The 23,003-nt window shown below is 46.9% G+C and carries 21 protein-coding genes and 1 pseudogene; 20 read left to right on the top strand and 2 right to left on the bottom strand.

The window, feature by feature from the left end:
* Window positions 1-3: 3 nt before the first annotated feature.
* Window positions 4-1,260: a UDP-2,4-diacetamido-2,4,6-trideoxy-beta-L-altropyranose hydrolase gene (pseG, locus tag AB5Y86_RS04080; protein ID WP_368192212.1), complete on the bottom strand. Its 1,257-nt coding sequence runs from the start codon at window positions 1,258-1,260 to the stop codon at window positions 4-6.
* Window positions 1,250-1,945, bottom strand: coding sequence for a pseudaminic acid cytidylyltransferase (gene pseF, locus AB5Y86_RS04075; protein WP_368192211.1), 696 nt, complete (start codon window positions 1,943-1,945; stop codon window positions 1,250-1,252). The genes pseG and pseF overlap by 11 nt, the downstream gene beginning before the upstream one ends.
* Before the next feature lie 173 nt (window positions 1,946-2,118).
* Here pseF and AB5Y86_RS04070 point away from each other — a divergent pair, with 173 nt between their 5' ends.
* The 20 genes and pseudogenes from AB5Y86_RS04070 to AB5Y86_RS03975 form a co-directional block, all read left to right on the top strand.
* A complete protein-coding gene (locus AB5Y86_RS04070) occupies window positions 2,119-2,655 on the top strand; it encodes a GNAT family N-acetyltransferase (RefSeq protein ID WP_368192210.1) in 537 nt (178 codons plus the stop codon).
* The gene (locus tag AB5Y86_RS04065) at window positions 2,652-2,885 is read left to right on the top strand and encodes an acyl carrier protein (protein WP_368192209.1); all 234 of its coding nucleotides are present in this window, start codon (window positions 2,652-2,654) and stop codon (window positions 2,883-2,885) included. Before AB5Y86_RS04070 ends, AB5Y86_RS04065 begins: the two co-directional genes overlap by 4 nt.
* Window positions 2,885-3,634 carry an SDR family NAD(P)-dependent oxidoreductase gene (locus AB5Y86_RS04060; RefSeq protein WP_368192208.1) on the top strand — a complete coding sequence of 250 codons (750 nt, stop codon included), beginning with the start codon at window positions 2,885-2,887 and terminating at the stop codon, window positions 3,632-3,634. The genes AB5Y86_RS04065 and AB5Y86_RS04060 overlap by 1 nt, the downstream gene beginning before the upstream one ends.
* Window positions 3,631-4,989 carry an AMP-binding protein gene (locus AB5Y86_RS04055; RefSeq protein ID WP_368192207.1) on the top strand — a complete coding sequence of 453 codons (1,359 nt, stop codon included), beginning with the start codon at window positions 3,631-3,633 and terminating at the stop codon, window positions 4,987-4,989. Before AB5Y86_RS04060 ends, AB5Y86_RS04055 begins: the two co-directional genes overlap by 4 nt.
* Window positions 4,986-6,041 (top strand): acyl-protein synthetase, encoded by a 1,056-nt coding sequence (locus tag AB5Y86_RS04050; RefSeq protein WP_368192206.1) that lies wholly within the window; start codon window positions 4,986-4,988, stop codon window positions 6,039-6,041. Before AB5Y86_RS04055 ends, AB5Y86_RS04050 begins: the two co-directional genes overlap by 4 nt.
* The gene (locus AB5Y86_RS04045; protein ID WP_368192205.1) at window positions 6,020-7,225 is read left to right on the top strand and encodes an acyl-CoA reductase; all 1,206 of its coding nucleotides are present in this window, start codon (window positions 6,020-6,022) and stop codon (window positions 7,223-7,225) included. Before AB5Y86_RS04050 ends, AB5Y86_RS04045 begins: the two co-directional genes overlap by 22 nt.
* Before the next feature lie 168 nt (window positions 7,226-7,393).
* Entirely contained in the window at window positions 7,394-8,365 is a 972-nt protein-coding gene (locus AB5Y86_RS04040) for a glycosyltransferase family 2 protein (protein WP_368192204.1), read from the top strand.
* Window positions 8,362-9,522 carry a UDP-galactopyranose mutase gene (gene glf, locus AB5Y86_RS04035; protein ID WP_368192203.1) on the top strand — a complete coding sequence of 387 codons (1,161 nt, stop codon included), beginning with the start codon at window positions 8,362-8,364 and terminating at the stop codon, window positions 9,520-9,522. Before AB5Y86_RS04040 ends, glf begins: the two co-directional genes overlap by 4 nt.
* Window positions 9,519-11,864, top strand: coding sequence for an HAD family hydrolase (locus tag AB5Y86_RS04030; RefSeq protein ID WP_368192202.1), 2,346 nt, complete (start codon window positions 9,519-9,521; stop codon window positions 11,862-11,864). The genes glf and AB5Y86_RS04030 overlap by 4 nt, the downstream gene beginning before the upstream one ends.
* A gap of 14 nt (window positions 11,865-11,878) precedes the next feature.
* The gene (locus AB5Y86_RS04025) at window positions 11,879-13,084 is read left to right on the top strand and encodes a glycosyltransferase family 2 protein (protein WP_368192201.1); all 1,206 of its coding nucleotides are present in this window, start codon (window positions 11,879-11,881) and stop codon (window positions 13,082-13,084) included.
* A gap of 87 nt (window positions 13,085-13,171) precedes the next feature.
* A complete protein-coding gene (locus AB5Y86_RS04020; RefSeq protein WP_368192200.1) occupies window positions 13,172-14,365 on the top strand; it encodes an ATP-grasp domain-containing protein in 1,194 nt (397 codons plus the stop codon).
* A 5-nt stretch (window positions 14,366-14,370) separates the two neighbouring features.
* Window positions 14,371-15,045: a class I SAM-dependent methyltransferase gene (locus AB5Y86_RS04015; protein WP_368192199.1), complete on the top strand. Its 675-nt coding sequence runs from the start codon at window positions 14,371-14,373 to the stop codon at window positions 15,043-15,045.
* Window positions 15,033-15,674 carry a hypothetical protein gene (locus tag AB5Y86_RS04010; RefSeq protein ID WP_236561930.1) on the top strand — a complete coding sequence of 214 codons (642 nt, stop codon included), beginning with the start codon at window positions 15,033-15,035 and terminating at the stop codon, window positions 15,672-15,674. Before AB5Y86_RS04015 ends, AB5Y86_RS04010 begins: the two co-directional genes overlap by 13 nt.
* The gene (gene rffA, locus AB5Y86_RS04005) at window positions 15,667-16,809 is read left to right on the top strand and encodes a dTDP-4-amino-4,6-dideoxygalactose transaminase (protein WP_368192198.1); all 1,143 of its coding nucleotides are present in this window, start codon (window positions 15,667-15,669) and stop codon (window positions 16,807-16,809) included. Before AB5Y86_RS04010 ends, rffA begins: the two co-directional genes overlap by 8 nt.
* Before the next feature lies 1 nt (window position 16,810).
* Entirely contained in the window at window positions 16,811-17,836 is a 1,026-nt protein-coding gene (locus AB5Y86_RS04000) for a TDP-N-acetylfucosamine:lipid II N-acetylfucosaminyltransferase (RefSeq protein WP_368192197.1), read from the top strand.
* A gap of 51 nt (window positions 17,837-17,887) precedes the next feature.
* On the top strand, window positions 17,888-19,504 hold the full coding sequence (locus AB5Y86_RS03995) for an aldolase catalytic domain-containing protein (protein WP_368192196.1): 1,617 nt from the start codon (window positions 17,888-17,890) through the stop codon (window positions 19,502-19,504).
* Between the two features lie 8 nt (window positions 19,505-19,512).
* Window positions 19,513-20,265 carry an HpcH/HpaI aldolase/citrate lyase family protein gene (locus tag AB5Y86_RS03990; RefSeq protein ID WP_368192195.1) on the top strand — a complete coding sequence of 251 codons (753 nt, stop codon included), beginning with the start codon at window positions 19,513-19,515 and terminating at the stop codon, window positions 20,263-20,265.
* Window positions 20,258-20,953, top strand: coding sequence for a hypothetical protein (locus tag AB5Y86_RS03985; protein WP_368192194.1), 696 nt, complete (start codon window positions 20,258-20,260; stop codon window positions 20,951-20,953). The genes AB5Y86_RS03990 and AB5Y86_RS03985 overlap by 8 nt, the downstream gene beginning before the upstream one ends.
* A 27-nt stretch (window positions 20,954-20,980) precedes the next feature.
* A complete protein-coding gene (locus AB5Y86_RS03980) occupies window positions 20,981-22,252 on the top strand; it encodes a sulfotransferase (protein WP_368192193.1) in 1,272 nt (423 codons plus the stop codon).
* Window positions 22,253-22,435: 183 nt separating this feature from the next.
* Window positions 22,436-23,003 (top strand): annotated as a pseudogene (locus AB5Y86_RS03975) (transposase); the annotation flags it as partial.

Below are 23,003 nucleotides of genomic sequence, written 5' to 3'. Positions count from 1 at the left end.
TGTTCAGATTCCTGTGCCAAGTTGCCAGCCTTGCAGCGCCGGCTGCCAGGGGGCAGGGGGCGCTATCTGCGGTGGCTCGGCAAGATAGAGGGGAGATTGGGAGAAAATTGTTTGCAAGCGATGTGCCAGCTCTTGCCACTCCGCTGGTTGAAGTGGCCGGGCTGCCTGCCATGTCAGATGCTGACCGTCCAGAGTCAGGGTGAGCAGCAGTTGGTCATCATGGCGTAGTTGCCACTGTTGACCATCAGGTAACAGCTGATAATCGGATTGTGGCAGCAGCCAGGCGGTGAGCCGATCCAGCCCCAGCCCGTCAACCTGTTGTTGACCGCGGCGGCGATAGTCATCTGCCTGCCATTCAAGGCGTTGCAGGGCCTGCATCAGCCGCTCAGGCTCGGCCAGCTCGCTCAGCGTGAGTCGTTCGGCCAACTGGAAGCGGGCGATCACCTCGTCGTTGAACTGCTGATTGTCGACGATGGGCACCGCCAGGGTCGGCAGGCCGAGACAGGCTCGCTCCCAGGTCATGCCGCCTGCAGCGCCGATGGCGAAGTCGTGTCGGCTCATCAGGTCGGCCATCTGGTCGCTCTGACGCAGCAGGGTGAGTTGCAGATCGGGCAGTTCGGCGACCCTTTGTTGCAGCTCGGGCCAGAAAGGGTTTGCCCCACCGGCTACCAGAGTCCAGCTGACGGTTTTAGCCCATGGCAGTCGAGCCAGCGTGTTGAGGGTGATGAGGCAGGCTCCGGCCGGATCGGCACCACCAAAGCAGATGAGGCCACGTTGCCACCGGCTGGCCTTTTGGCGTGCTAGCTGGCGATAGGCAGGGCGCAGCAGGGCATAGTCGGTGCCCAGCAGCAGCCGACAGTCGGCAGAGACGAGTGACTGGTAATCGGCTGTGCTGCGTAGTGGCCCCTGATCCAGCAGCAACTGACCATGATGAGGGCGATCGGCCAGATCGTCGATCACCAGCAACTGACCACAGTGACTTGCCAGTGTCTGCTCGATTTGCCGATCAATCTGGTAGTGATCACACACCAGCCACTCCGGGCGCAAGGTGGGTAAGGGGCCTGCATTGTCCAGATCACAGAGAGCGTGATGTTGGTGGGAGTGCAGCAGTGGCAACAGGTGCATAGGTAGCTGATGGCAGAGGAAGTGGCACTCGGCGCCAGCCGTTTTCAGCCGATCGGCGATGGCCAGACAGCGCATCAGATGACCCAGCCCAATCTCGGTGCCGGCGTCGAGCCGGAAGGCAACCTTAAACGTCATCTTGGGCCAGCACTTGATAGAGCAGTTCGGCCAGGTGCCAATCTTCCGGCGTATCGATATCGACCACTCTGTGTCTTGGCAGAATATGGCCGATCCCCTCTCCACCGATGGGGCTGATCCCGCCCAACCAGGCAGCCCGCGTCCCCCAATAGAACTGGCCTGCATCCTGATAGGCAGGCTCCAGATCCTGAGAGCGTTTCGCCATCTGCTCCGGCCAGAAGGGGGTTACCCGGCCCTGCTCATCCATGCGCACGGCGCGCTGGATAGGGAAGCCGAATTCGGCCACGGTGTAGACAAATGGAGCATTACTTGCGATCAGTCGCTGATGGGCGGCCTTCAAGTCATCGGCTTGAATAAGCGGGACAGTGGCATAGATGCAGCAGTAGTGCTCTGCCTGGATGCCGAGCTGGTCGAGCCGCTGGATGGTGTCGATCACCACAGGGGTGGTACCGGTGTGATCATCGGCGAGGTTGGCTGGCCGCAGAAATGGCACATCCGCGCCCAGTTGACGAGCAACTTCGGCAATCTCCTCATCATCGGTAGAGACCACCACCTTGCTGAAACAGCCCGATTTTTGCGCCGCTTGGATGGCATAGGCGAGCATGGGCTGGCCACAAAAGGGGCGGATATTCTTGCGTGGAATGCGTTTGCTACCACCCCGGGCCGGGATAATGGCGATGGCCATGATGGGCTCTCTCTGCTGGATTAATGACTGGTTAAAGCCAGGATAATCGATGACAACTCTTTGATTATTTTTGATATTATACGGGTTTTTCTGCTTGTATTATCGATTTTTGCTACGGAATGGCAGCAGTGTGGTCGATAAGAGAGACAGGTCATGGAAGTTATGGAAACTGTATGGCGTTGAAGATGAGTTATGGCGTTGAGCTATGCCCGATAGCGCCGTGGGATCTTCCTGCCTTGCGACGTTGGCGCAATCAGGATGAGGTGCGAATGCAGATGGTATCCCAGGCGCGTATTTCGCCACGGCAACAGCGCCAATGGTTCGCCGCTACCCGTGAGCGACGGGATCAGCAGCACTGGGTGCTCTGGTGCAAGGGCATGCGCGCCGGTTACGTCAATCTTAAAGGTGAGTGCCAGGACGCGCTGCAGGGTCAGGCGATCGCCGATGCCGGGCTCTATCTGGGCAACTCAACCGTGCGGCATCCCATGTTGGGCGTTGCTGCTGCCTTATCCCAGCTTGATCAGGGCTTTGATGAGTTACACATCGGTTGTATCCGCACCCTGGTTCGGGAGAACAATCGCTCGGCCCTGCGCTTGAATGAACAACTGGGTTACCGCCAGGTTGGGCAAGAGAACGGATTTTTTGCATTGGAACTGCTGCCTGCGGATTACTATGCCGCCCGTGAGCGGCTACGGAGATTTTTCAGATGACAATCGCATTGGAACAGGTTTTTGCCGAGGCTCTGGGTATCGATATCGGCAGCGTCAGCGATGGGCTGGCCTACAACAGTATCCCGCAGTGGGATTCCGTCGCCCACATGGGGCTGATTGCCCAACTGGAGGATCACTACGGCGTGTTGCTCAACACCGATGACATTATCGACATGAGCTCGGTCGCCAAGGCGCGTGAGATCCTGGCCAAGTACGGGATCGCTTTTTGATGACGGGGCTGCTACAAGGGAAGCGGGTGTTGATCACCGGTGCAGGGCGTGGCATTGGCCTTGCTATCGCCCGCCAATTTGCCTCTCAGGGGGCACAACTGTGGCTGGGGGGCCGTGATGAGGTGGCGATGAGCCAGCTGGCGACCGCGCTCGGTTCCGAGTTCGGCGTGCCCTGCCAGCCCCTTTGTTTTGATGTGGCTGAGCCGGTGGCGGTCAAGCAAGCCTTTCAGCAGCTTTTTACCCAGAGTCGATCGCTGGACGTGCTGGTCAACAATGCCGGCATGCTGGAAGAGGCGTTATTGGGGATGGCGAACCAGGCCCATCTGCAAAAGACGTTCAGCAACAATACCTTTAGCGTGATCTACTGCAGCCAGTATGCCGCCCGCCTGATGCAGCGCTGCGGTGGTGGCAGCATCATCAATCTCGCCTCCCTGATAGGGCTGGTGGGGGCGGCGGGGCTCAGCAGCTATGCCGGCAGCAAGGCGGCGGTGATCGGCATTACCCAGTCACTGGCCAAGGAGCTGGCCGCCAGCCAGATCCGTGTCAATGCCATTGCTCCCGGTTTTATCGATACCGATATGGCGCATGCCATCCCGGAAGAGAAATTTGCCGAGCGGGTGGCCAGCATCGCCATGGGGCGGATTGGCACGCCAGATGAAGTGGCCAAGGTAGCCCTGTTTCTCGCATCCGACTTGTCGAGCTATGTGACCGGTCAGGTGATCGGGGTCGATGGGGGGATGGTGATTTGAGCCAGCCTGATTTGTTGACGCATCTGGTTGAAAGCAATGAGGAGCCCGCCTGGCGAGACCCGCAAGAGGGGTGGCTCAGTTATGGTGAGCTGGCTCGGCGTGTGGCGCAGTTGGCCACCACCTATCCCGTCGGTCGTCATTTGGTCTACCTGCCATTTGTGACGTCCACCCTACATTTGCTTCACTACTTGCTGGCCCTGCGTGATGGCCACGCCATCATGTTGGCCGATCCTGCACAGGATGCCCAGTTGCACCATGAGCAGTGCCAGCGCTTTGGTGTCAGTCTGCGGGTGTTGGAGGATGGGGCAGTTGCGCATCTTGGCGATGCGCCCTCACTTCACCCTGAACTGGCCATGCTGCTGCCGACATCGGGCAGTACCGGCTCCTGCAAATGGGTGCGATTGTCGAGAGCCAATCTTGATGCCAATGCCGCGGCTATCGCCGAATATCTGGCGCTGAACGGGGGTGAGCGCGCCATCACCTCGTTGCCACTGTTTTACTCCTTTGGTATGTCGGTGCTCAACAGCCATCTTTTGGCTGGCGCCTCTCTGGTGTCATGCACTGCCAGCCCCCTTGAGCGCCACTTCTGGGATGAGGTCAATCGCCATCAGGTCACCAGTGTGGCGGGGGTTCCGTTTACCTTTCAGATGCTAAACCGCTTGCGTTTTGACTGGGCCCGCTATCCCAGCCTGATGACACTGACCCAGGCTGGAGGACGACTTGAGCCAGCACTGGCAAAGCAATTTGCCGAACAGGCAGCTGCGCTGGGACGCCGTTTTTTCGTGATGTATGGCCAGACCGAAGCGGCACCGCGCATTGCCTGGCTGGCGCACGATGAAGTGATGATTGCCCCGGATGCCATTGGCCGTGCCGTACCGGGCGGGCGCCTCTCTTTGCGTCATGAGTCCGGCTTTCCCGACGGGGAGGGGGAGTTGGTTTACCAAGGGCCAAATGTGATGCTTGGCTATGCCGAGCGCACTGAAGAGCTGGCGCGTGGGCGTGATATGGATGCGCTCTTTACCGGCGATCTGGCTCGTTGCGACGAGGCGGGACGATTCTATCTGACCGGGCGGCTCAACCGTTTTCTGAAGCTGTTTGGCAAACGGGTAAGCTTGGCTGAAGTGGAGGCCTGGTTGCAGGGGAGGGGCTATGCCTGCGCCGCGACCGGCCGCGATGATCGCCTGTTGGTGGCCATCGAGGCAGATGCGTGCCCCTGTGACGCACTACAGCTGGAGCTGGCCCGCTGGCTGATGGTGCCGCCATCAAGCGTGCGCATTTATCGGCATCATTTGCCACGACGCAGCAATATGAAGATTGATTATCCGGCCCTGTTAACACAACTGGAGCAGCTATGAACAGGCTGTTTGATGCACCGGTTTTTGGGCTGCCCCAACATGAAAAAAGTGGGCTGCTCCTTGCTCGTCTGAATGAATTGACGCAGCGGCATGGGCAGGGGTGTCCAGCTTTTGCCAATATTCTGTCGGCGTTTGGCTGGGGTCAGGCCTCGACCTATCAAGAGCTTCCTTATCTGGCCACCCGCCTGTTCAAATTGGCCCAATGGCAGAGCGTGCCGCAAGAAGAGGTATTCAAGGTGCTCACCTCCTCTGGTACAACCGGAACGCCGTCACGGATCGTGCTGGATCGGGATACAGCCGCGTTGCAGAGCAAGGTGCTGGTGAAGATCCTGCAAGAGTTCGTCGGCAAGCAGCGGCTGCCGATGCTGCTGGTGGAGCAACCCGCCCTGATTCAAAACCGCAGCGGTTTTTCCGCCCGCGGCGCCGGTGCGCTGGGGCTCTCCTTCCTTGGCCGAGACCATACCTATGCCCTCGACGGGCAGATGCGGCCCAACTGGCCGGTCATCGAGGCCTTCTGTGACAAATATGCGGGCCAGCCGGTCCTGCTGTTCGGCTTCACCTTCATGGTCTGGCAATGTCTGCTGGAGCCGCTGCGTGAGCGCGGTCTGCAACTGCCGCTGACGCAGGGCACGCTTTTTCACAGCGGTGGCTGGAAGAAGCTGCAACACCTCGCGGTGGATAATCCAGCCTTCAAGCTGCGCTGCCATGAACAGCTGGGGCTGAGTCGGGTACACAACTTCTATGGCATGGTGGAGCAGGTGGGGTCGGTGTTTATCGAGTGTGAGCATGGCCATCTTCATGCCCCTCTCTTTGCCGATCTGCTGGTGCGGGATCCGCTGACTCATCGACCGCTCGGGGTCGGCCAACCCGGCTTGCTGCAGGTGATCTCTGCCATTCCCCAAAGTTATCCTGGCCACAGCCTGCTGACCGAGGATCTCGGCGTGCTGCTGGGGGAGGATGATTGCCCCTGCGGCCGTCGTGGCCGTTATTTCCATGTATCAGGACGTCAGCAAGGCGCCGAGGTGAGGGGATGCAGCGACACTTTCCAGTGAGCCGATCAGATGTAGAAGATGCCATCTGGCAAGCGGGGCCAGAGGTCGCTTTCGTGGCTCCCGTCAGCGGTTGGCAAGGTTTTGTTATTCGCCCGTTGCCAAGCTTTGCGCCCGTCATCTGCGACTTTGTGGCTGCGCTCTCTGCACGTCTGCTGAAGGAGGGGCGAGAGAACCCGGATCTGGCCGCCTTTGGCTTTTGGTTGCGGCCGCGCCAGATTGAGGTACAGCGCAAACGCACGGCAGGGCGTGCACCTTTGGGGATGGTTTTTCATCTGGTCCCCTCCAACGTGCCGACCGTCGCGTTCTACTCCTGGATCATGGCGCTGCTGATGGGCAATGGGTCCGTGGTACGTCTCTCATCGCGCATCGACCCGGTGCAAGAGGCCATGCTGACCATCCTGAACGAACTATTCTCCCTGCCCGAGTGGCAAGAGATTGCCTCGCGTACCCGCTTTATCCGCTATGACCATGACGAGCGCATTACCGCCTGGCTGTCGACCCAGTGCCGCCTTCGCATCATTTGGGGCGGTGATGAAACCATCGGCCGGGTACGGGTTATTCCGCTTTCACCTCGCGCTCAGGAAATGGTGTTTCCTGATCGTCGCTCCATGGCGGTATTTGATAGCCAATGGCTCGCCAGCCTGGATGCTGCCGTGTGGCGGCAAGTGGTCGTGGCTTTGCAACAAGACATTACTCGCTTCAATCAGCAAGCCTGCTCCTCGCCCACCACGATTTGCTGGTTGGGCACTCCCGATAGTGTGTTGCGCCGTCGTTTGCTCGAAGCAGTCTTTGCCCCCTTTGCAGACAACCCTGCCTTGATGATGGAACGCCTCATCAATTGTCAACAAAATGCCGCTCTCGATGGTCAGATGCAGCTGGAGACCTTTGCTGGCGTCACCTTATTGACTCCCACCGCCTCTTTGCGGCTTGCACACATCGGAGGAGGTACAGTTGCCGAATTCGTTGCCGATACCCTTGATGAGTTGCTGTTACAACCTTGGGATATGCAGACCTGTGTCTGGGTTGGACCAGATAAAATGCGGCTTGAGTGTGCTTTACAGCTGTCGCCTTGCTGCCGTATCGATAGGGTGGCAAGTCCGGGACAAGCGCTGGCATTCGAATGGCTCTGGGACGGCATCGACATGCTGGTGGCCTGCAGCCGTCAGCTTGCTCGAATTGAATAGTGGATGCCAGGTCACATAAATCAAGTCATATCAATGAATTAGCTTGGTCAGGCACGGCTCTTGCAGTAAATATTGCCATGAAGGGCAGGAAGGGTTGACAGAGACCGTGCGGTAGCCTTGTCCATTTTCTCCAATTCGCTTCTTTTTTACTCTACTTCTGGATTCTCTATGAAAGTCAGCGTACTGGTGCCGGTGTATAACCTAGGGCGCTTTATCGAGCCCTGTCTGCTTAGTCTGCTGGAACAGCAAACCAATTTCGATTTTGAGGTCATTGCCATTGATGACGGCTCGAGCGATGACTCCTGGGCCATTTTGCAGCGGCTGGTGCAGCAGTGGCCGCAACTCAAGGCACTACAGAATTCGCAGAATATGGGGTTGGCCAAGACCCAGAAACGCTTGCTGAGAGAGGCTAGCGGTGAATACATCGCCTATGTCGACGGGGATGATCTTGCTCTGCCGGGCAAGCTGCAGAGCCAAGCCGATTATCTTGATACGCACACTGGCTGCACCCTTTGCTACCACGAGGCGGAGATGTTTGATGATGAAACTGGCGCACGGCTCAAGCTATTTACCCGCGATTATTACAATGCTCGCTATCTCGAACCCGTGATGACACGGGAGGCATTGATCCGCTTCGGGGTGTTCGTTAATGCCAGTTCCATAATGTTTCGCCGTTATGAAGGGATGGAAAATGCCATCGATGAGGGGTGCAAGATCATCCTCGATTATCCCTGGCACATCTTGAACCTCTCCCACAATCCGGGGACGCTGGATTTTATCCCCGAATTATTGGGCCGCTATCGCTTCCATACCCAGAGCTTTGGCGGGCAGACCCGCAAATCAGCTGAACGTCGTGAGCAGTCTCTGCGTGATCTGCTGCGCGCCTGTGATAACGCCGCTGCGTTTGGGGCGGATCCCGTGGCCATTGCCCAGGGGCGTGCCCATCACTATTACTCTGCCGCACTCTACTTTCTGCGGCAGGATGACGTAGCCCGCTTCACGCAGCTTATCGAACAGTCAGTTACTGAGGTAGCGAAGCTGGCGCCAGGCTGGTTCTTCGATGAGCGACATCAACTGGCTTGGATGCAGCGGGCCCATCCAGCACGGGTCATGCAACAACTGTTTGGAGAGGCGGCATGAGTTATCAGGCGATCGTCATTGGCGCCGGGCTTTCCGGTGCCGTCATGGCTGAGCGAATGGCCAGCCAGCTCGGTTGGAAGGTACTTGTGCTGGAGCAGCGCGATCATATCGGTGGCAACTGCTTTGACGAGTATGATGAGCATGGGGTGTTGATCCATCGCTATGGACCGCACCTCTTCCATACCGATAACAAGGAAGTCTGGGATTACCTGTCGCAGTTTACCGAGTGGCAGCCTTATGAGCATCGTGTGTTGTCACGCATCGACGGGCAGTTGGTGCCGATCCCGTTCAACTTGACCAGCATCGAACGTTGCTTTCAGACCGACAAAGCCGCCGCCATGATTGAGGCCCTGCGTACCCGGTTTGGTGATGGTGCCAGAGTGCCTATTCTGGAATTGCGCAAAGAGGCGCATCCCCTGCTGGGTGAATTGGCAGATTTCATCTATCAGAAAGCCTTCGTCAACTACACCAGTAAACAGTGGGGGGTACCGCCCGAGCAGATCTCCCCCGAGGTGACGGCACGAGTGCCCGTGGTGGTGAGTCGGGATGATCGCTACTTCACCGATCCTTGGCAGGCGGTGCCGGCGGAAGGCTATACCGCCATGTTTGAGCGGATGCTCGCACACCCGCTGATTGACGTGCGGCTGTCTACCCCCATGGTGCAGCGTGTCAGATTGGATTGGCAGCAGAAGCAGGTGTTGTTGGATGGCGCGCCTTTCGATGGCCCACTGATATATACCGGTATGCTGGATCAGTTGATGCCGGCAGAAGGGAATTGCCTGCCATATCGCTCACTGCGTTTTGAACATCGCCATCTGGCGCAAGAGCAATTTCAGCCTGTCACGACCGTCAATTATCCGAATGAAGAAGCCTTCACGCGGATCACCGAATTCAAGCACTTCAGCGGGCAACAGCATCTCGGCACCAGTATCGTGTACGAATATCCCTGTAACTATAAGCCTGAGCAGGGGTTAGAGCCTTACTACCCGCTGTTTACCGATGAGGCCAAACAGAACTATCAGGCTTGCCGAAATGAATTGACCCAGTTCCCGCAACTGATTGCTTTGGGCCGCCTTGCCGAGTATCGCTATTTCGATATGGATGACGCGGTGAACAATACGCTGTACTGCTTTGAGCGAGTGGAGTCGAAAGCATGAAAAATGAGTGCCGCCAAGACATGAGCCCGTTGTGGATTCATAGTGATTTTTATCTAAACAGTGACCAGATTTTGCTCTCTGACCAGATCAAAGTGCTATCATTGGATGCCTTTGATACGTTATTGCGTAGGACTTGTGATGAGCCTGCATGGGTATTTGAAGAAGCAGCAAGACGCGTGAGCTCCGTTATGACATTGCCGTTAGAGCCTGCAGACTATCGACAATGCCGTATTGAGGCAGAAAAAAAAGCAAGAAAGTTATCTGCTCATGATGATGTTACTCTAAGCGAGATTTTTGATTGTCTACCATTAGGTGAAAATGAAAAATGCAATTTGATGAATCAAGAATTGGAAATTGAAAGAGAGGTTTTGTATCTGGATCCTCTAGTGGCTGAATTAATTAAACGTGTAAAAGAGTTAAATAAACGAATCATTGTTATTTCTGATGTTTATCTACCAAGCGTCTTTTTGACTGAGGTAATAGATTCACTCTTGGGGGTTGGCGTAGTAGAGCGCATTTATTGTTCATCTGATATAAAATTCACTAAGGTGACAGGTAGACTATTTAAGTACGTGTTAACTGCTGAATCATTATCACCGTCAGAAATGATGCACGTGGGTGATAATAAATACTCGGATATTCAAGGTGCAATGATGTATGGAATATCAGCCCAGCATTACGGAGAGCCAGATTATATTCTAGATATCATCGAAAGAGAAAAACGCTACAACGTCACTTTTCCATCTACCGTTCGTCACGCTCGTAAGCTTGCTGTCATGAGTGCACCACAAGCGTTAAGTGAAGAAGCTAAGTTTTTCTATCAATATGGAGCATTCCTTCTTGGTCCTATTCTAATAGGGTTTAGCCAGTGGGCTATTGAACGGGTTCGTCGTCTTGGCATTGGCTGTATTCTTGCGTTAATGCGAGAAGGGGACATTATAAGTAGATGTATCAATAGGGAATTTTTGCTTAAAGGAAACAAAGAGCGTATCCGATGTGTGCCCTGTTATGCATCAAGAAAAGCCACCTTCCTTCCGGCTCTTCATGGCCGTGAAATAGCCGATGGAATCAGTGCGGCGCTTATGAGGAAAAATTATACAGTGGGTGATGTACTCGCCGAGTTTGGTCTGGATGAACCTGGCTTAACACCGTATATAAATGTCCGATTCGACCGCTTGGATAGTATTTATATAGATGGTATATCAGCATTATCCTATGTTAAAAACGTTATTGAGAGTCATCAGGATAAAATTAAAGATAAGATCCTTTTTATTAAATCTATGCTCGATGAATACGTCGGTTTGTTGACTGAAAAAAAATCGTTCGCCACAATAGACTTTGGTGGTGGTGCAACAATTCAGCATCAATTACAATGTGGATTGGATTTACCTGCATCGCTTAACCTCATCTTATATTGCACTGCTCGTGGTTATGGAAAAAGCACTGAGCTAACAGTAAATTCCTTTATTCCATATAATCAAACAACGCGTAGAGGTATCAATTTATTAACGCGTTCGCCAGAGATCCTTGAGATTGTTTTAGTTGGAAAAAAGCAAACAACACTCGGTTATAGACGAAATGCAGCTGGAGACATAGTGCCTTTAATGGCTGATGCCGATTATTCAGAACAGCATAAAGATCTGATAACAGCATTTGAACTGGGTGTTGAAAACTATCAAGGTTGGTACCATACCTTGCATGGTGGGATGGCTGAACACAATGTCCGAGAGTCTTATTTAAAAGCTATTGAACGTTTAATAGAATTTCCAACTAGTACTGAAGTTAAATATCTTGGCAAGTTGATTCATGAGGATAATTTTGGCTCAAATCGCAGTTACCCATTAATTGACGATGTCAACAAAAATAGATTGGCAAATGATGGAATTATCGAGACTTTTAGGAAGTTCTCGAAAAATAACTCACATGCGCAAACATGGCTACCTTGGCCACAAGGCACCATTACTGCAATAGATGCTGATTTTATTAAAGAAATCAAAGGCCTTTCTTCTGCGGGGGAAATGCATGCAGACACGGTTGATAATTTAGTTGAATTAGTCTCGAGTCAGGAAATAAAAGAGGTGGTAATTTATGGCGCCGGTGAGTTTTTCGAGAGTCTGTATCCTGAATTAATTAAGAGAAAGATTAGAGTGAAACTTTTAATTGATAAAAAGGCACAATTGATGACATATAAAGTAGCTGATATTAATGTCGTTCCTCTAGCTAAAGCTAAAATTAGTGATGGAGAGGTAGTGTTAATTGCCTCCGCTGCATATGTTGATGAAATCCGCCAAGATATCAGTGATGCCTATTCTGGCATGAATATAAGAATCATATCATTGTAAAAAAGGATAATGCCGTGAAATATGACCTCTCAATAATAATTCCGGCTTACAATGCGGAGTGTACAATTCGCACGGCAATCGAGTCAGTATATGAGAACTTTAAATACTTCCTTGTTGAAGTGATTGTAGTCGATGATAGTTCAACTGATAAAACAGTTGCCATTGTGGAATGTATGGCAAAAGCAAACAGCAATATTAGGTTTTGCCGTAGCCAAAATAATAGCGGTGCTGGTGTCGCCAGAAATGTTGGGGTTTCGAAAGCTCAAGGAGAATATATCGCTTTTCTTGACGCGGATGATTATTATCTTCCCAGTATAAATAATGCATTTGCTGAGACGTTAGAAAAACGTCCAGATGTTACAATATATAATTATCTTGTTAAAGATCAGAAAGGGCGTGTTAGTGGCCACATGATGGCTAGAGATAGCCAGATCTGGGCATGTATAAAAGAATTTAGCGGCCGATTAACAGCGATACAAAGTGTGCCCGCAGTGTTACGACTTGCAGGATTTCCATGGAATAAGTTTATATTACATGATTTTGCAAAAAAAATTGGCATGGAATTTTCAAACACACATGTTCTAAATGATGTTTATGCTAACTTTCAATGCCTACTACAGTCCAATAATATTTTGATCCTTGATAATAAAGCTATATGTCATATCTATGAGTCTAATCGTCTACAGTTGACGAATAGTAGTGATTATCGCCGTGTTAAAGCACTTAGTGTTTTATTTGATATAGATAGACTATTAGTATCAAAGCCTGCATTGTTGAGTTTTAGAGAGTATGTTTATGCCTTTCAAGATGATGTTATTGACTGGGTATATGCTAATACAAGTACTGAGCACCAATCTGAGATAGCAAATATTAATCTCGCATTAAAAAGTAATCGAATGCCTGTTGATACAACTTTATTGCTTGTCGAGGATAAAAAATTGATTTTATATGGTCTTGGCTGGCAGATGGTAAAATATTATGATCGGATTGCCTCCTGTAATAAAGTGGTCGGTTTTATGGATAGTCAATTATCCAAATCAAATCATATCTTTGCTGGTATAGAAATATATCATCCTTCTGACGTTAATCTTCCAGAGTACGATTATATTGTTATTTGTAGTTCGGCGTTTCAGCAGATCCATGAACAACTGCTATATTTTGGGAAAAATCATAGGGTTCTTTATATAGAACAGGTTATCAAGCATTCTACAATTCTATAATTGAAATTAATGTTTAATGTATGTTGTGAATGCCAAATTAGCGAATGGTAATATGTACGGGCTTTTATAAAATTGCAAGGGTATAAAATGAGTGCCAAGAAAAAAATAATGGTTATAGGCGGAGGAAAATGGCAGGTGCCCATCGTCGAGAAGGCAGCCAACCTTGGGTTTGATGTTGTGTGCTCAAATTTATATCAAGATTCACCAGCATTTAAATATGCCACATATTGCTATGTTTCCGACGTTCGTGATATCGAAAGAAATAGCCTGATCGCAAAAAGAGAGAATATATCAGCCATTATTACAGATCAAAGTGACATTGCCGTCATGACAGTGGCTACCGTGGCTGAAAAATTAAATATTCCTGGTGTTGGGGTGCAATGTGCTAGTCTGTTTACGAATAAGTATCTGATGCGTAGTTTACTATCCATCGATGGGTTGCATCACCCAGCATACAGATTGTGTCATAGCTTGCCCGAAGTACAGCAGTTTATAGCACAATTTGGTTTTCCTGCTGTTTTAAAGCCGACCTCGAATCAATCAAGTCGTGGTGTAAATATTATGTGGAAGTCAGAGGATGTAATTGCTGCCTATCAAGATTCATTGAAGCACAGCTCTGGTGAGGGAATTTTGTGTGAGTCATATATATTTGGTAATGAATACACAGTTGAGGGGTTCAAGAGTCCAACTGGTGACTACCAGATCTTAGCAATTTCAAGAAAAGAGCACTTTGAGTCATCCCCAACGGTTGCATCGGCATTATTGTACTTACAGTCACATTCAGAAATAGATTTAAATACGCTCGATAATGTCAGTAAGACCATGTTTAAAAGCCTACCATTTGGCATCACTCACTGTGAGTTTAAAGTAAGTGATGGAAAATTATACCTCATCGAGGCCGCCATCCGAGGTGGTGGGACAAAGATATCTTCTACTATTATTCCCGTGGTCTCTGGTTATGACGCGAATGAAGCCTTTATCATTTCTGCGTGCGCAGGAAGCCCATCACCATTTCTAAAAAAAATTCAACATGTGAGTGTGGCATTAGAGTTTTTTGATGTCTCTCCTGGGAGAGTAAAATCAATTTCTGGCCTTGATGTGATACTGTCGCATCCAGCTGTTGTTGATGCTGAAGTAGAATTGAATATCAGTGACGTTGTTGTGGCCCCCAAAGATGATAGAAGTCGCGTAGGCTACTTTATTATCAAAGCAGATACAGACATTGAGTTGAATGAAATCAGAAAAAAAATAAAATCAATGCTCAAGATTGAAATGGACTAAGTAACATGATGAAGAAAAAAGAACAAGATAAAGTAATCGAACGATATCGCACACGGTTTGCTGAACATGGCTATTCGCCAAAAACACTCGGTTGGGATAAGGGTAAGCAGGATGTTCGTTATGAGACTTTATTCAAAGGATTTGAATTGAAAGGAAAACGAGTTCTCGATATAGGGTGTGGCTTTGGCGATGCTAATATTTATCTCAAAAGTTTGGGAGTGGACTATTACTACATGGGTATCGACCTTGTCGACGTTTTGGTAGCGAAAGGAAAAGAAATGTATGCACAAGATGCGCATATTAATTTCGTTTTAGGCGATTTTCTGACTTATCAATTCGATGAAGAGTTTGATATCATAGTTGCATCAGGAGTATTTAACTTTAAAATGGAAGGTGATGATACAAATCAACAATTTATACGCGATGTTATAGGAAAGGCATTTTCAATATGTCGAGAAGGCATTTCCTTTGATTTTTTGTCTAATAAGGTTGATTATGAACTAGCTCACACTTTTCATAGTGACCCCTGTGATATTCTAAATTTATTCTATTCTTACACAAAATGCGTTGTTTTAAATAATGATGTCATGCCATTTGAATTTACTGTAAAAGGTTATAAAGATCAATCATTCTCAGCTATTGATACATTATTTTTAAGGTATAAATCATGCAAGAAGTGATCATTGATTATATAAAAAGAAATCGTGTTTCTAGTACCCAGGTTGCGGATTGTTTGGGCAAAACAGGTGCCATATCTAATACGAAAATTGTAAACAGAGGTCATTTCCGTGTTGGGCCTGTACGTTATATATATGCAGTCAACGGTACCAACTATGATGTTCATAAACAGATAGAGAATATTAATGATGGGGAAATTGTATTTATTGATGTTTTCGATCATCAAGATAAAGCTGTATTTGGAGATATTGTTTCAAAGTTCTTAATTCTATATCGACAGGCTGCAGCAATTGTAACCAATGGGAAGCTGCGTGATGCCCCAATGCTGATTCGGGAAAACTGGCCGATTTGGTGTGATGGTTTTACTCCTGTGGGTTATGTGAATCATCAAGTGGTAATTGATGAAAAATTACAGCAAGAGATATATGAACGGAGAGCTTTATATGATGGGGCCATTGCTGTGTGTGATGATACAGGAGTTACAGTGATTCCTTCAGTTATACAGACGGAGTCATTTTATCAGTCACTGCTTGATATTGAGCATCAAGAGGATATATGGTTTGACTGTATAGACAGAAGAAAATATACAACTTTTGAAACAGTCTGCTTACGGAGGTACCTCAATGAATGATAAAATTTCGGTACCATTTAATCATGCTGCACAAAGTGGTAATGAATTAAATTTTATCCGCGCAGCTATGACCACTGACAAGCTATCTGGTGGTGGGGCGTATACGCTAAAGTCTGAATTATGGTTGCAACAATATTTGCATGCTGAAGCTGTTTTTTTGGTTCCATCATGTACTGCAGCATTAGAGTTTTCCGCATTGCTATTGGATATTCAACCTGGTGATGAGATTATAGTACCCTCTTTCACTTTTGTTAGCTCTGCTACAGCGTTTGTGTTGTTTGGTGCAAAAATTGTCTATGCTGATGTTGATCCGAATTATTTTAGTTTAAATATTGAATCAGTCGAGCGATTGATTAATGAAAAGACAAAGGCCATCGTTTGTGTCGATTATGCAGGATTTTGTAATGATCTAATTGAGATTAGAGCTCTTGCTGACAAATATAGTATTTGTTTGGTTGAGGATGCTGCGCAAGCACTCGGATCATCAATAAAGAATCGACGGTTTGGCAGTCTTGGTCATTTGGCCACGATAAGTTTCCATGAAACAAAAAATGTTACATCGGGTGGTGAAGGTGGGGCATTGGTGATTAATGATGCGCGTTATATCGAGCGTGCACATGTTATTCGAGATAAAGGGACTAATAGAAAAAGATTTATCGAGGGCTTTGTCGATAAGTATTCATGGGTTGATAAGGGCAGTAGTTATCTCATGAATGAAATCAGCGCTGCATATTTATACGCCCAATTTGAGTCTTTTCAGTCTATACAATATTCACGACATCGAGTCTGGCAGCAATACAAGGAGAATTTATCGTACTTGGCGTATCATGAGGATGTGCGACTCTGTTCAGTTCCTGATGGTGTGGAGGGAAATGCTCACATTTTTTATGTTGTAACACCTAAGCGACCGGCACTGCTATCTTATCTTCGTCAGCATGGTATAGAAGCTTGCTTCCACTATACTCCATTGCATCTATCAGAGGCAGGTATGCGATATGGGCAATGTAAATACCCGTTACCTAATGCTGAATTAGCTGGTGCACAACTATTGCGACTGCCTCTCAGTATGTGGTTATCAGAAGAGAAAGTTAATTTTGTATGTAGTAGAGTAATTGATTTTTTCAGGGGGAGTTAGAGTGAATTCATTTATATTACATGTAATGATCTCTGAAAAATTCATGCCTGGATTTATTGATTTTGTCAGGAGTTTTTCTGATAGAGTAGTCCATCGTTATGTAATGATTACAAGCGAAAAATATGAGTATGGTCTATCAAAAGATCACGGTGTTGAGTTCCTCCATCAAGATCGTGATTTTGAGAGACTCCTCTCATACATGATAGATGCAGATAAAATAATTCTACATGGATTATGGCGTGATAAAGTATGTTCATTATTGATGAGCCATGACTATTTGTACGCTAAAACATACTGGGTGATGTGGGGGGGGGATTTTTACCATCCGGAGTATTATTCTGATGCTCAACGACATGTGATGAAAAATGTATGCCACTTAATTGCAATGACTGATGACTCTATCTCTTTCGTGAGAGATAAATATGGTGCCACTGGCGAGCATATTCGCTGTGTTGTTTACCCATCAAATATTGTTAATACTGACATATTAGTGGATAACACGCACCGTGAGACTGATGATATAAAAATATTGGTTGGTAACTCAAGTACAGAGGCGAACAACCATATCTCTGTCTATGAACGGTTACATAAGCAAGATAGTAACAAGCTAAAGATATATTCTGTCTTGTCTTATCCAATCCGGCATTCTTACGCTGATAGCGTTGTGGCACGTGGTACGGAACTGTTTGGGGATCGCTTTACTCCAATCTTGCACTTCATGTCTTATGATAAATATTTGGCTTTTTTATCCAAGGTAGATGTTGCACTTTTTGATTCTTGGCGGCAACAGGGTATAGGTAATATTGTTCAGTTATTAAGCATGGGGGCTCGAGTTTATATAAGAAAAGGGGTGTCAACTTGGGGGCTTTGTCAAGTTTTGGGGTTGAAGGTATTCGATATTGAGGAGGATGAACTTCTGTTGTCACCTCTTGATATCGACTCGGTAATTCATAATCATAACATTGTGCGCGAACATTTTTCTGCGGCCAAATTAAAAAATGATCTTGAATGTATTTTTAACAGATAGTTTTTTAGCTACTACCACTAATTGCTAACACTCTAAATGTCAGGTGGTGTTATGAATAGAAATATAAAGTTTCTCGATTGCACGTTCCGGGATGGTGGTTATTATAATGCTTGGGACTTCCCAATGGATGTAATAGAACAGTACCTTACTGCAATGAGTGCTATCAATGTTAACGTTGTGGAGTTAGGCTTCCGAACAATAAAGAACAACGGTTTCAAAGGTGCTACGGCCTATACAACAGATGATTTCCTTCGCAATTTAAATATTCCATCTAGCCTTTCTATCTCTGTGATGGTTAATGCAGCAGAGCTGATATCAGATGCTCCTATCGAGCAGGCACTTTCGTTTTTATTTCCCGAGTCTGCAGCAAAATCGCCTGTCAGCATTGTCAGAATCGCTTGTCATTATCATGAGTTTTTCGAGGTGTTACCTGCTGCAGAATGGTTAAAATCGCTTGGATTTTATGTCGGCTTTAATCTAATGCAAGTTTCTGAGCGCTCTATCGATGACTTGGAAAAGATATCATTGGCAGCTAGTCAATCTGCCATCGATGTTTTATATTTTGCAGATAGTCTTGGGAATTTACAACTAGCTGATGTTGAGAGAATAATTGCTGTTTTGTCGTCTCATTGGAAGGGCGAACTTGGCATTCATGCACATGATAATCTTGGTATGGCACTGCAAAATTCCCTTTTTGCTATGGAAAAAGGGGCCACTTGGATTGACTCGACTGTAACAGGTATGGGGCGAGGTCCTGGTAATGTAAAAACTGAATATTTGGCCCTGGAAATGTCATATGCCAAGGTGCAAGGCTGTAATGTTATACCTCTCATGTCACTGATTACTCGTTATTTCAAGCCGATGCAACAAAAGCATAGTTGGGGCACAAATGCTTATTACTATTTGGCAGGGAAATATGGCATTCATCCAACATACGTTCAAACAATGTTGGCAGACTTCAGATTCAGTGACGAAGATATCATCGCCGTTTTAGAACATTTGAAGGATGGTGCTGGGCGGATTTTTAATCCGAATACTCTGGATATGGCTCGCCACTTTTCTTCCAGCGAGCCAGGGGGGAGTTGGGCTCCCAAATCAATGTTACAAAATCGTGATGTATTATTGCTCGGTACTGGACCTGGTGTAATGGCACATCGTTTGGCTTTGGAACGTTATATTCGTCAACAGAAACCTATCGTGATAGCAATGAATGCACAGTCGCATATAACACCTGAATTAATTGATTTGCGGGTAGCGTGCCACCCAATTCGCTTGCTCACTGATAGCTTGTTATTATCCAAACAACCACAACCACTCATAACACCTGTAGCGTTGCTGTCTCCTGATATATTGAGAGAATTATCTGGCAACACATTACTTGATTATGGTCTTGTGATCTCAAAAGATAGTTATCTGTTCAACGATACCTACTGTGAGGTCCCTAATTCTCTTGTTCTCTCATATGCTCTAGCCATCTGTAGTAGTGGTATGGCTAATCGCATTTTTATGGCGGGATTTGATGGGTTCGCAGCTGATGACCCAAGAAATATCGAGATTGATACTCTGCTGCATGACTATAGTCAGCAGCGTTTAGCTGTAGAGTTGGTTGCTGTCACACCTACTCGATACAAGTTAAACAAAAAAAGTATCTATTCAAATACGTTGTGAGATTAGTCATGAGCTTCATTAAAGATAAATTGCAACTCGATGTTTGCATTGGGTTGTTTAGCAAGACTATTGACGCTTCATTTATTGAAGCAACCGGTTATGCCGGTATGAATTTCGTAATTATTGATATGGAACATGGCCTTGCTTCTTCAGCTATCATTCACGATCATGCCAGAGCTGCAAAAATAGGTGGTGTGGCATCTATCGTCCGGGTATCGGGATGTGACCCTCATGCAATTTCATCGGCTCTGGATAGTGGTGCGGATGGTGTACAAATTCCCAATATAAATACGGCCGAGCAAGCTCAAGCCGCCGTACATGCTGCACGCTTTCATCCCCTAGGAAAACGTGGTGTTTGTCGTTTTGTGCGTGCAGCTAAGTTTGGTACCCTCAATAGAGATGTTTATTTCGAGTCCGAGAATAATAAATTAATTGTTCTTCAGGTTGAGGGGGTGGAGGGAGTTAAAAATATCAATGAAATATTAAATGTGGATGGCTTCGATGTCTTGTTTGTTGGACCTTACGATCTATCCCAGTCGGTCGGAATGCCCGGCGACATAACTGCTCCAGAAGTCAATGAACTCATTAATAATATTGCTATGGCTGCAGCAAGGAAAGGTAAAACTCTTGGCGTTTTCGCAGACTCTGTTGATATGGCTAAAAAATACATTGAAGCTGGGTTTAAATATATAGCCTACTCAGTTGATGTTGCAATTTTTGCTGATGCATGTTCTTATGTAATAAGGGGTATTAATGAATAGCCTTAATGATTTCTCTGATATATCAATTGTTATTCCTGTACGTGAAGGGAGTAGTAGAATCAAAGAAAAAATACATCTTCCATTCACGGATGAGTTGTCTTTACTGGAGTGGAAGATTAGCCAGGTAAAGAAATTTCAGAGTCCAGATTTAATATTTGTGAGCTCTGATTCTGAAATTGTTTATGAGGTTTCCAAAAAGATGGGGGTAAATTTCATAGAACGTAGTCATTATCTCTGTAATGGACATGATGCAACCTTTAGTGAGGTTATTTGTGGTGTTGTTGAAAAAATAAATACACCCCACTTTGCATGGGTAACAGTAGTAGTTCCATTGATGTCACCTGCTGAATATCAAGATGGATTTAAAAAATATAATCAATTCGTGGTTCGTGATAAAAAATTTGATAGCTTGGTCTCCGTTAACTTATTGAAAGAATACATCTGGGATGACCATGGACCAATAAACTATCAAGCTAATCGCTTTCATACGATCAGCCAGGAATTACCAAATATCTATCGTGTTACCAATGGACTTTATATGAGGTCTTGCGCTGATACATTAAGAGAAGGCTATTTTTTAGGGCCAAATCCTTATCGTCATGTCGTCGGGAAAATTGCTGGCATAGATATTGATGAAATTGAGGATTATCAAATGGCGTTATCTCTGAAAAACCTATATAAAGACTAGTTTTTTATCCGTGTGGAGGGGGTGGCCTTGTTAATTAATATCGATGGTTGGTTTGCTGGAGGAAAAAGCGTTCTGTGGTCGCTGCTTGATGGGCACCCTGATGTATTTGTAAATCCGGTACACGATTATAGTTTTTCATTATTATTAACACATGATGATAGTGAAGAATGGATAAAAAAGAAATATTCAACAACTTTACGAAAAACGCTAGCAATGGCTGAGTATTTCAAACTAGAAAAAATCATGTATGATGGTTATCTACCAATCCATTTTTCTGCAGATGTGCATTATAAACTGCCTTTTAATTTTGACTTTTATTCATTTGATCGCCATTTTATGCAGGCACTTCATAAGCGAGATAAATGGAGCGTTGCATGTATTATTGAAGATTTATATGAAAGTTTACGAGTTGTCTGGCAAAAAGATACGTCACCTAAAAAACCAAAATACTATGCTGCAATGAGTCATCCCCGGTATTTTGTACACTATCACAAAATACCATATTTGATTCCTGATATGAAAAATATTTTAGTAAAGCGTGATATTAGAAGTATTGTCGCGACTCGGACAAATAGAACAGAAAGGCCAAGGGACTTAAATGAGTGCCAGGCATTTCGGACTCCTTTTGAAAAGGTTATAAAGTCACAGGAAATTAAGCATATATGCTCTTTTTTTAATGCCTATGAGGAGTTAGCATTAAGACACCCTGGTAATTTTATTATTGTTGATTTCAACCAACTTGTTTCTGACCCTGAAGCGGAAATGCAACGTATATCTAATTTTCTTGAAATTGAGTACATGCCTATCTTGAGCACTCCAACTCGTGATGGGGTATTGCTTGAGTGTGAGGGGCTTTCGTTTATTGGACAAGAGAATGACACATGGGAAAAGTTACTTACAAAAAAAGAACAGGCAATACTACAGATGGAGATTGAAAGAGCTAAGCATGGTAATGTAAGTGTCAATGTTGATTATAGTGATAATTATAAAACATCTGAATTGATTTCTAAATCTTATTCCGCCGCTTCGCTGGCGCTTGCGAAGAAAAAGAAAATTGCCATATTTGGTAATGGGACATCAGGTAAATTCTTTGCTTCACAGTTTAGTGAACGAGTGGTCGCGATATTTGATCGCTCAGCTACTGAATGCGTAGGTCTTGTAAAACCTCTTGATTATCTATCATCAACAGAGTATGACGCATTATTTATATCAGTCTTAGGTAGAGAACCTGAAATAATATCTGAACTTATCCATTATCATAAAGTGCCAATTGAAAAGATAGTCACCATAGTGTTGTAGTGTACGAAGATGGTATTCACCTGATAGTTGCCTATGAAATGGAGTGGTCATACGGCTTCAAACCGGATAACAAGACGGTACCCCTACGTGTTATCTGGAGTCACCGTATGACCACTGTAGTGGTCTAATCATCCCGGACACCCTTTTAGGTGGTACAGTCGCCACCATGACCTGAGGTGTTCAATGACAAGATTACGTCGCTCATTTACTGCCGAATTCAAACTCGAAGCTGCATCCCTGGTGCTCGACCAAGGATATTCTGTCCCTGAAGCCAGCCGTTCACTGGATGTCGGTGAAACAGTGCTCCGTCGCTGGGTTCAGCAGCTGCAATCCGAACGAACTGGCACAACCCCAATCAGCAAAGCACTGACTCCAGAGCAGCAGAAAATTCAGGAGCTGGAAGCCCGTATCAACCGGCTCGAACGTGAAAAGGACATTCTAAAAAAGGCTACTGCTCTCTTGATGGCGGACGAGTTCACACGTACGCGCTGATAGACCGATTAAGGGAGCAAGCCCCCATCACTTTGGTCTGCTGCGCTTTCGATGTTCCAACATCCTGTTTTTACGACTATCTGGCCCGCAGACGGGCGATTAACCGTGAGCGGATACAGCAACGCAGTGAGTTGCGCCGGTTGTTCAAAGAGAGCAGGAGCTCTGCAGGCAGCCGCGCCTTGATGTCGATGATGCGGGAGTTGGGGTATCAGATTGGTCGATTCAAAGTACGTAACCTGATGAAGGAAGCCAGTCTGGT

It is taken from the genome of Aeromonas sp. s8 (assembly GCF_040907785.1).
Classification (GTDB): domain Bacteria; phylum Pseudomonadota; class Gammaproteobacteria; order Enterobacterales; family Aeromonadaceae; genus Aeromonas; species Aeromonas veronii.
This window is presented reverse-complemented; position numbering and strand designations above follow the sequence as displayed.

Bases quoted from the DNA above. Each gene is read 5' to 3' on its own strand.
- pseG (WP_368192212.1), bottom strand. From the start codon at position 1,260: ATGACGTTTAAGGTTGCCTTCCGGCTCGACGCCGGCACCGAGATTGGG.
- pseF (WP_368192211.1), bottom strand. From the start codon at position 1,945: ATGGCCATCGCCATTATCCCGGCCCGGGGTGGTAGCAAACGCATTCCA.
- AB5Y86_RS04070 (WP_368192210.1), top strand. From the start codon at position 2,119: ATGGCGTTGAAGATGAGTTATGGCGTTGAGCTATGCCCGATAGCGCCG.
- AB5Y86_RS04065 (WP_368192209.1), top strand. From the start codon at position 2,652: ATGACAATCGCATTGGAACAGGTTTTTGCCGAGGCTCTGGGTATCGAT.
- AB5Y86_RS04060 (WP_368192208.1), top strand. From the start codon at position 2,885: ATGACGGGGCTGCTACAAGGGAAGCGGGTGTTGATCACCGGTGCAGGG.
- AB5Y86_RS04050 (WP_368192206.1), top strand. From the start codon at position 4,986: ATGAACAGGCTGTTTGATGCACCGGTTTTTGGGCTGCCCCAACATGAA.
- AB5Y86_RS04045 (WP_368192205.1), top strand. From the start codon at position 6,020: ATGCAGCGACACTTTCCAGTGAGCCGATCAGATGTAGAAGATGCCATC.
- AB5Y86_RS04040 (WP_368192204.1), top strand. From the start codon at position 7,394: ATGAAAGTCAGCGTACTGGTGCCGGTGTATAACCTAGGGCGCTTTATC.
- glf (WP_368192203.1), top strand. From the start codon at position 8,362: ATGAGTTATCAGGCGATCGTCATTGGCGCCGGGCTTTCCGGTGCCGTC.
- AB5Y86_RS04030 (WP_368192202.1), top strand. From the start codon at position 9,519: ATGAAAAATGAGTGCCGCCAAGACATGAGCCCGTTGTGGATTCATAGT.
- AB5Y86_RS04020 (WP_368192200.1), top strand. From the start codon at position 13,172: ATGAGTGCCAAGAAAAAAATAATGGTTATAGGCGGAGGAAAATGGCAG.
- AB5Y86_RS04015 (WP_368192199.1), top strand. From the start codon at position 14,371: ATGATGAAGAAAAAAGAACAAGATAAAGTAATCGAACGATATCGCACA.
- AB5Y86_RS04010 (WP_236561930.1), top strand. From the start codon at position 15,033: ATGCAAGAAGTGATCATTGATTATATAAAAAGAAATCGTGTTTCTAGT.
- rffA (WP_368192198.1), top strand. From the start codon at position 15,667: ATGAATGATAAAATTTCGGTACCATTTAATCATGCTGCACAAAGTGGT.
- AB5Y86_RS03995 (WP_368192196.1), top strand. From the start codon at position 17,888: ATGAATAGAAATATAAAGTTTCTCGATTGCACGTTCCGGGATGGTGGT.
- AB5Y86_RS03990 (WP_368192195.1), top strand. From the start codon at position 19,513: ATGAGCTTCATTAAAGATAAATTGCAACTCGATGTTTGCATTGGGTTG.
- AB5Y86_RS03985 (WP_368192194.1), top strand. From the start codon at position 20,258: ATGAATAGCCTTAATGATTTCTCTGATATATCAATTGTTATTCCTGTA.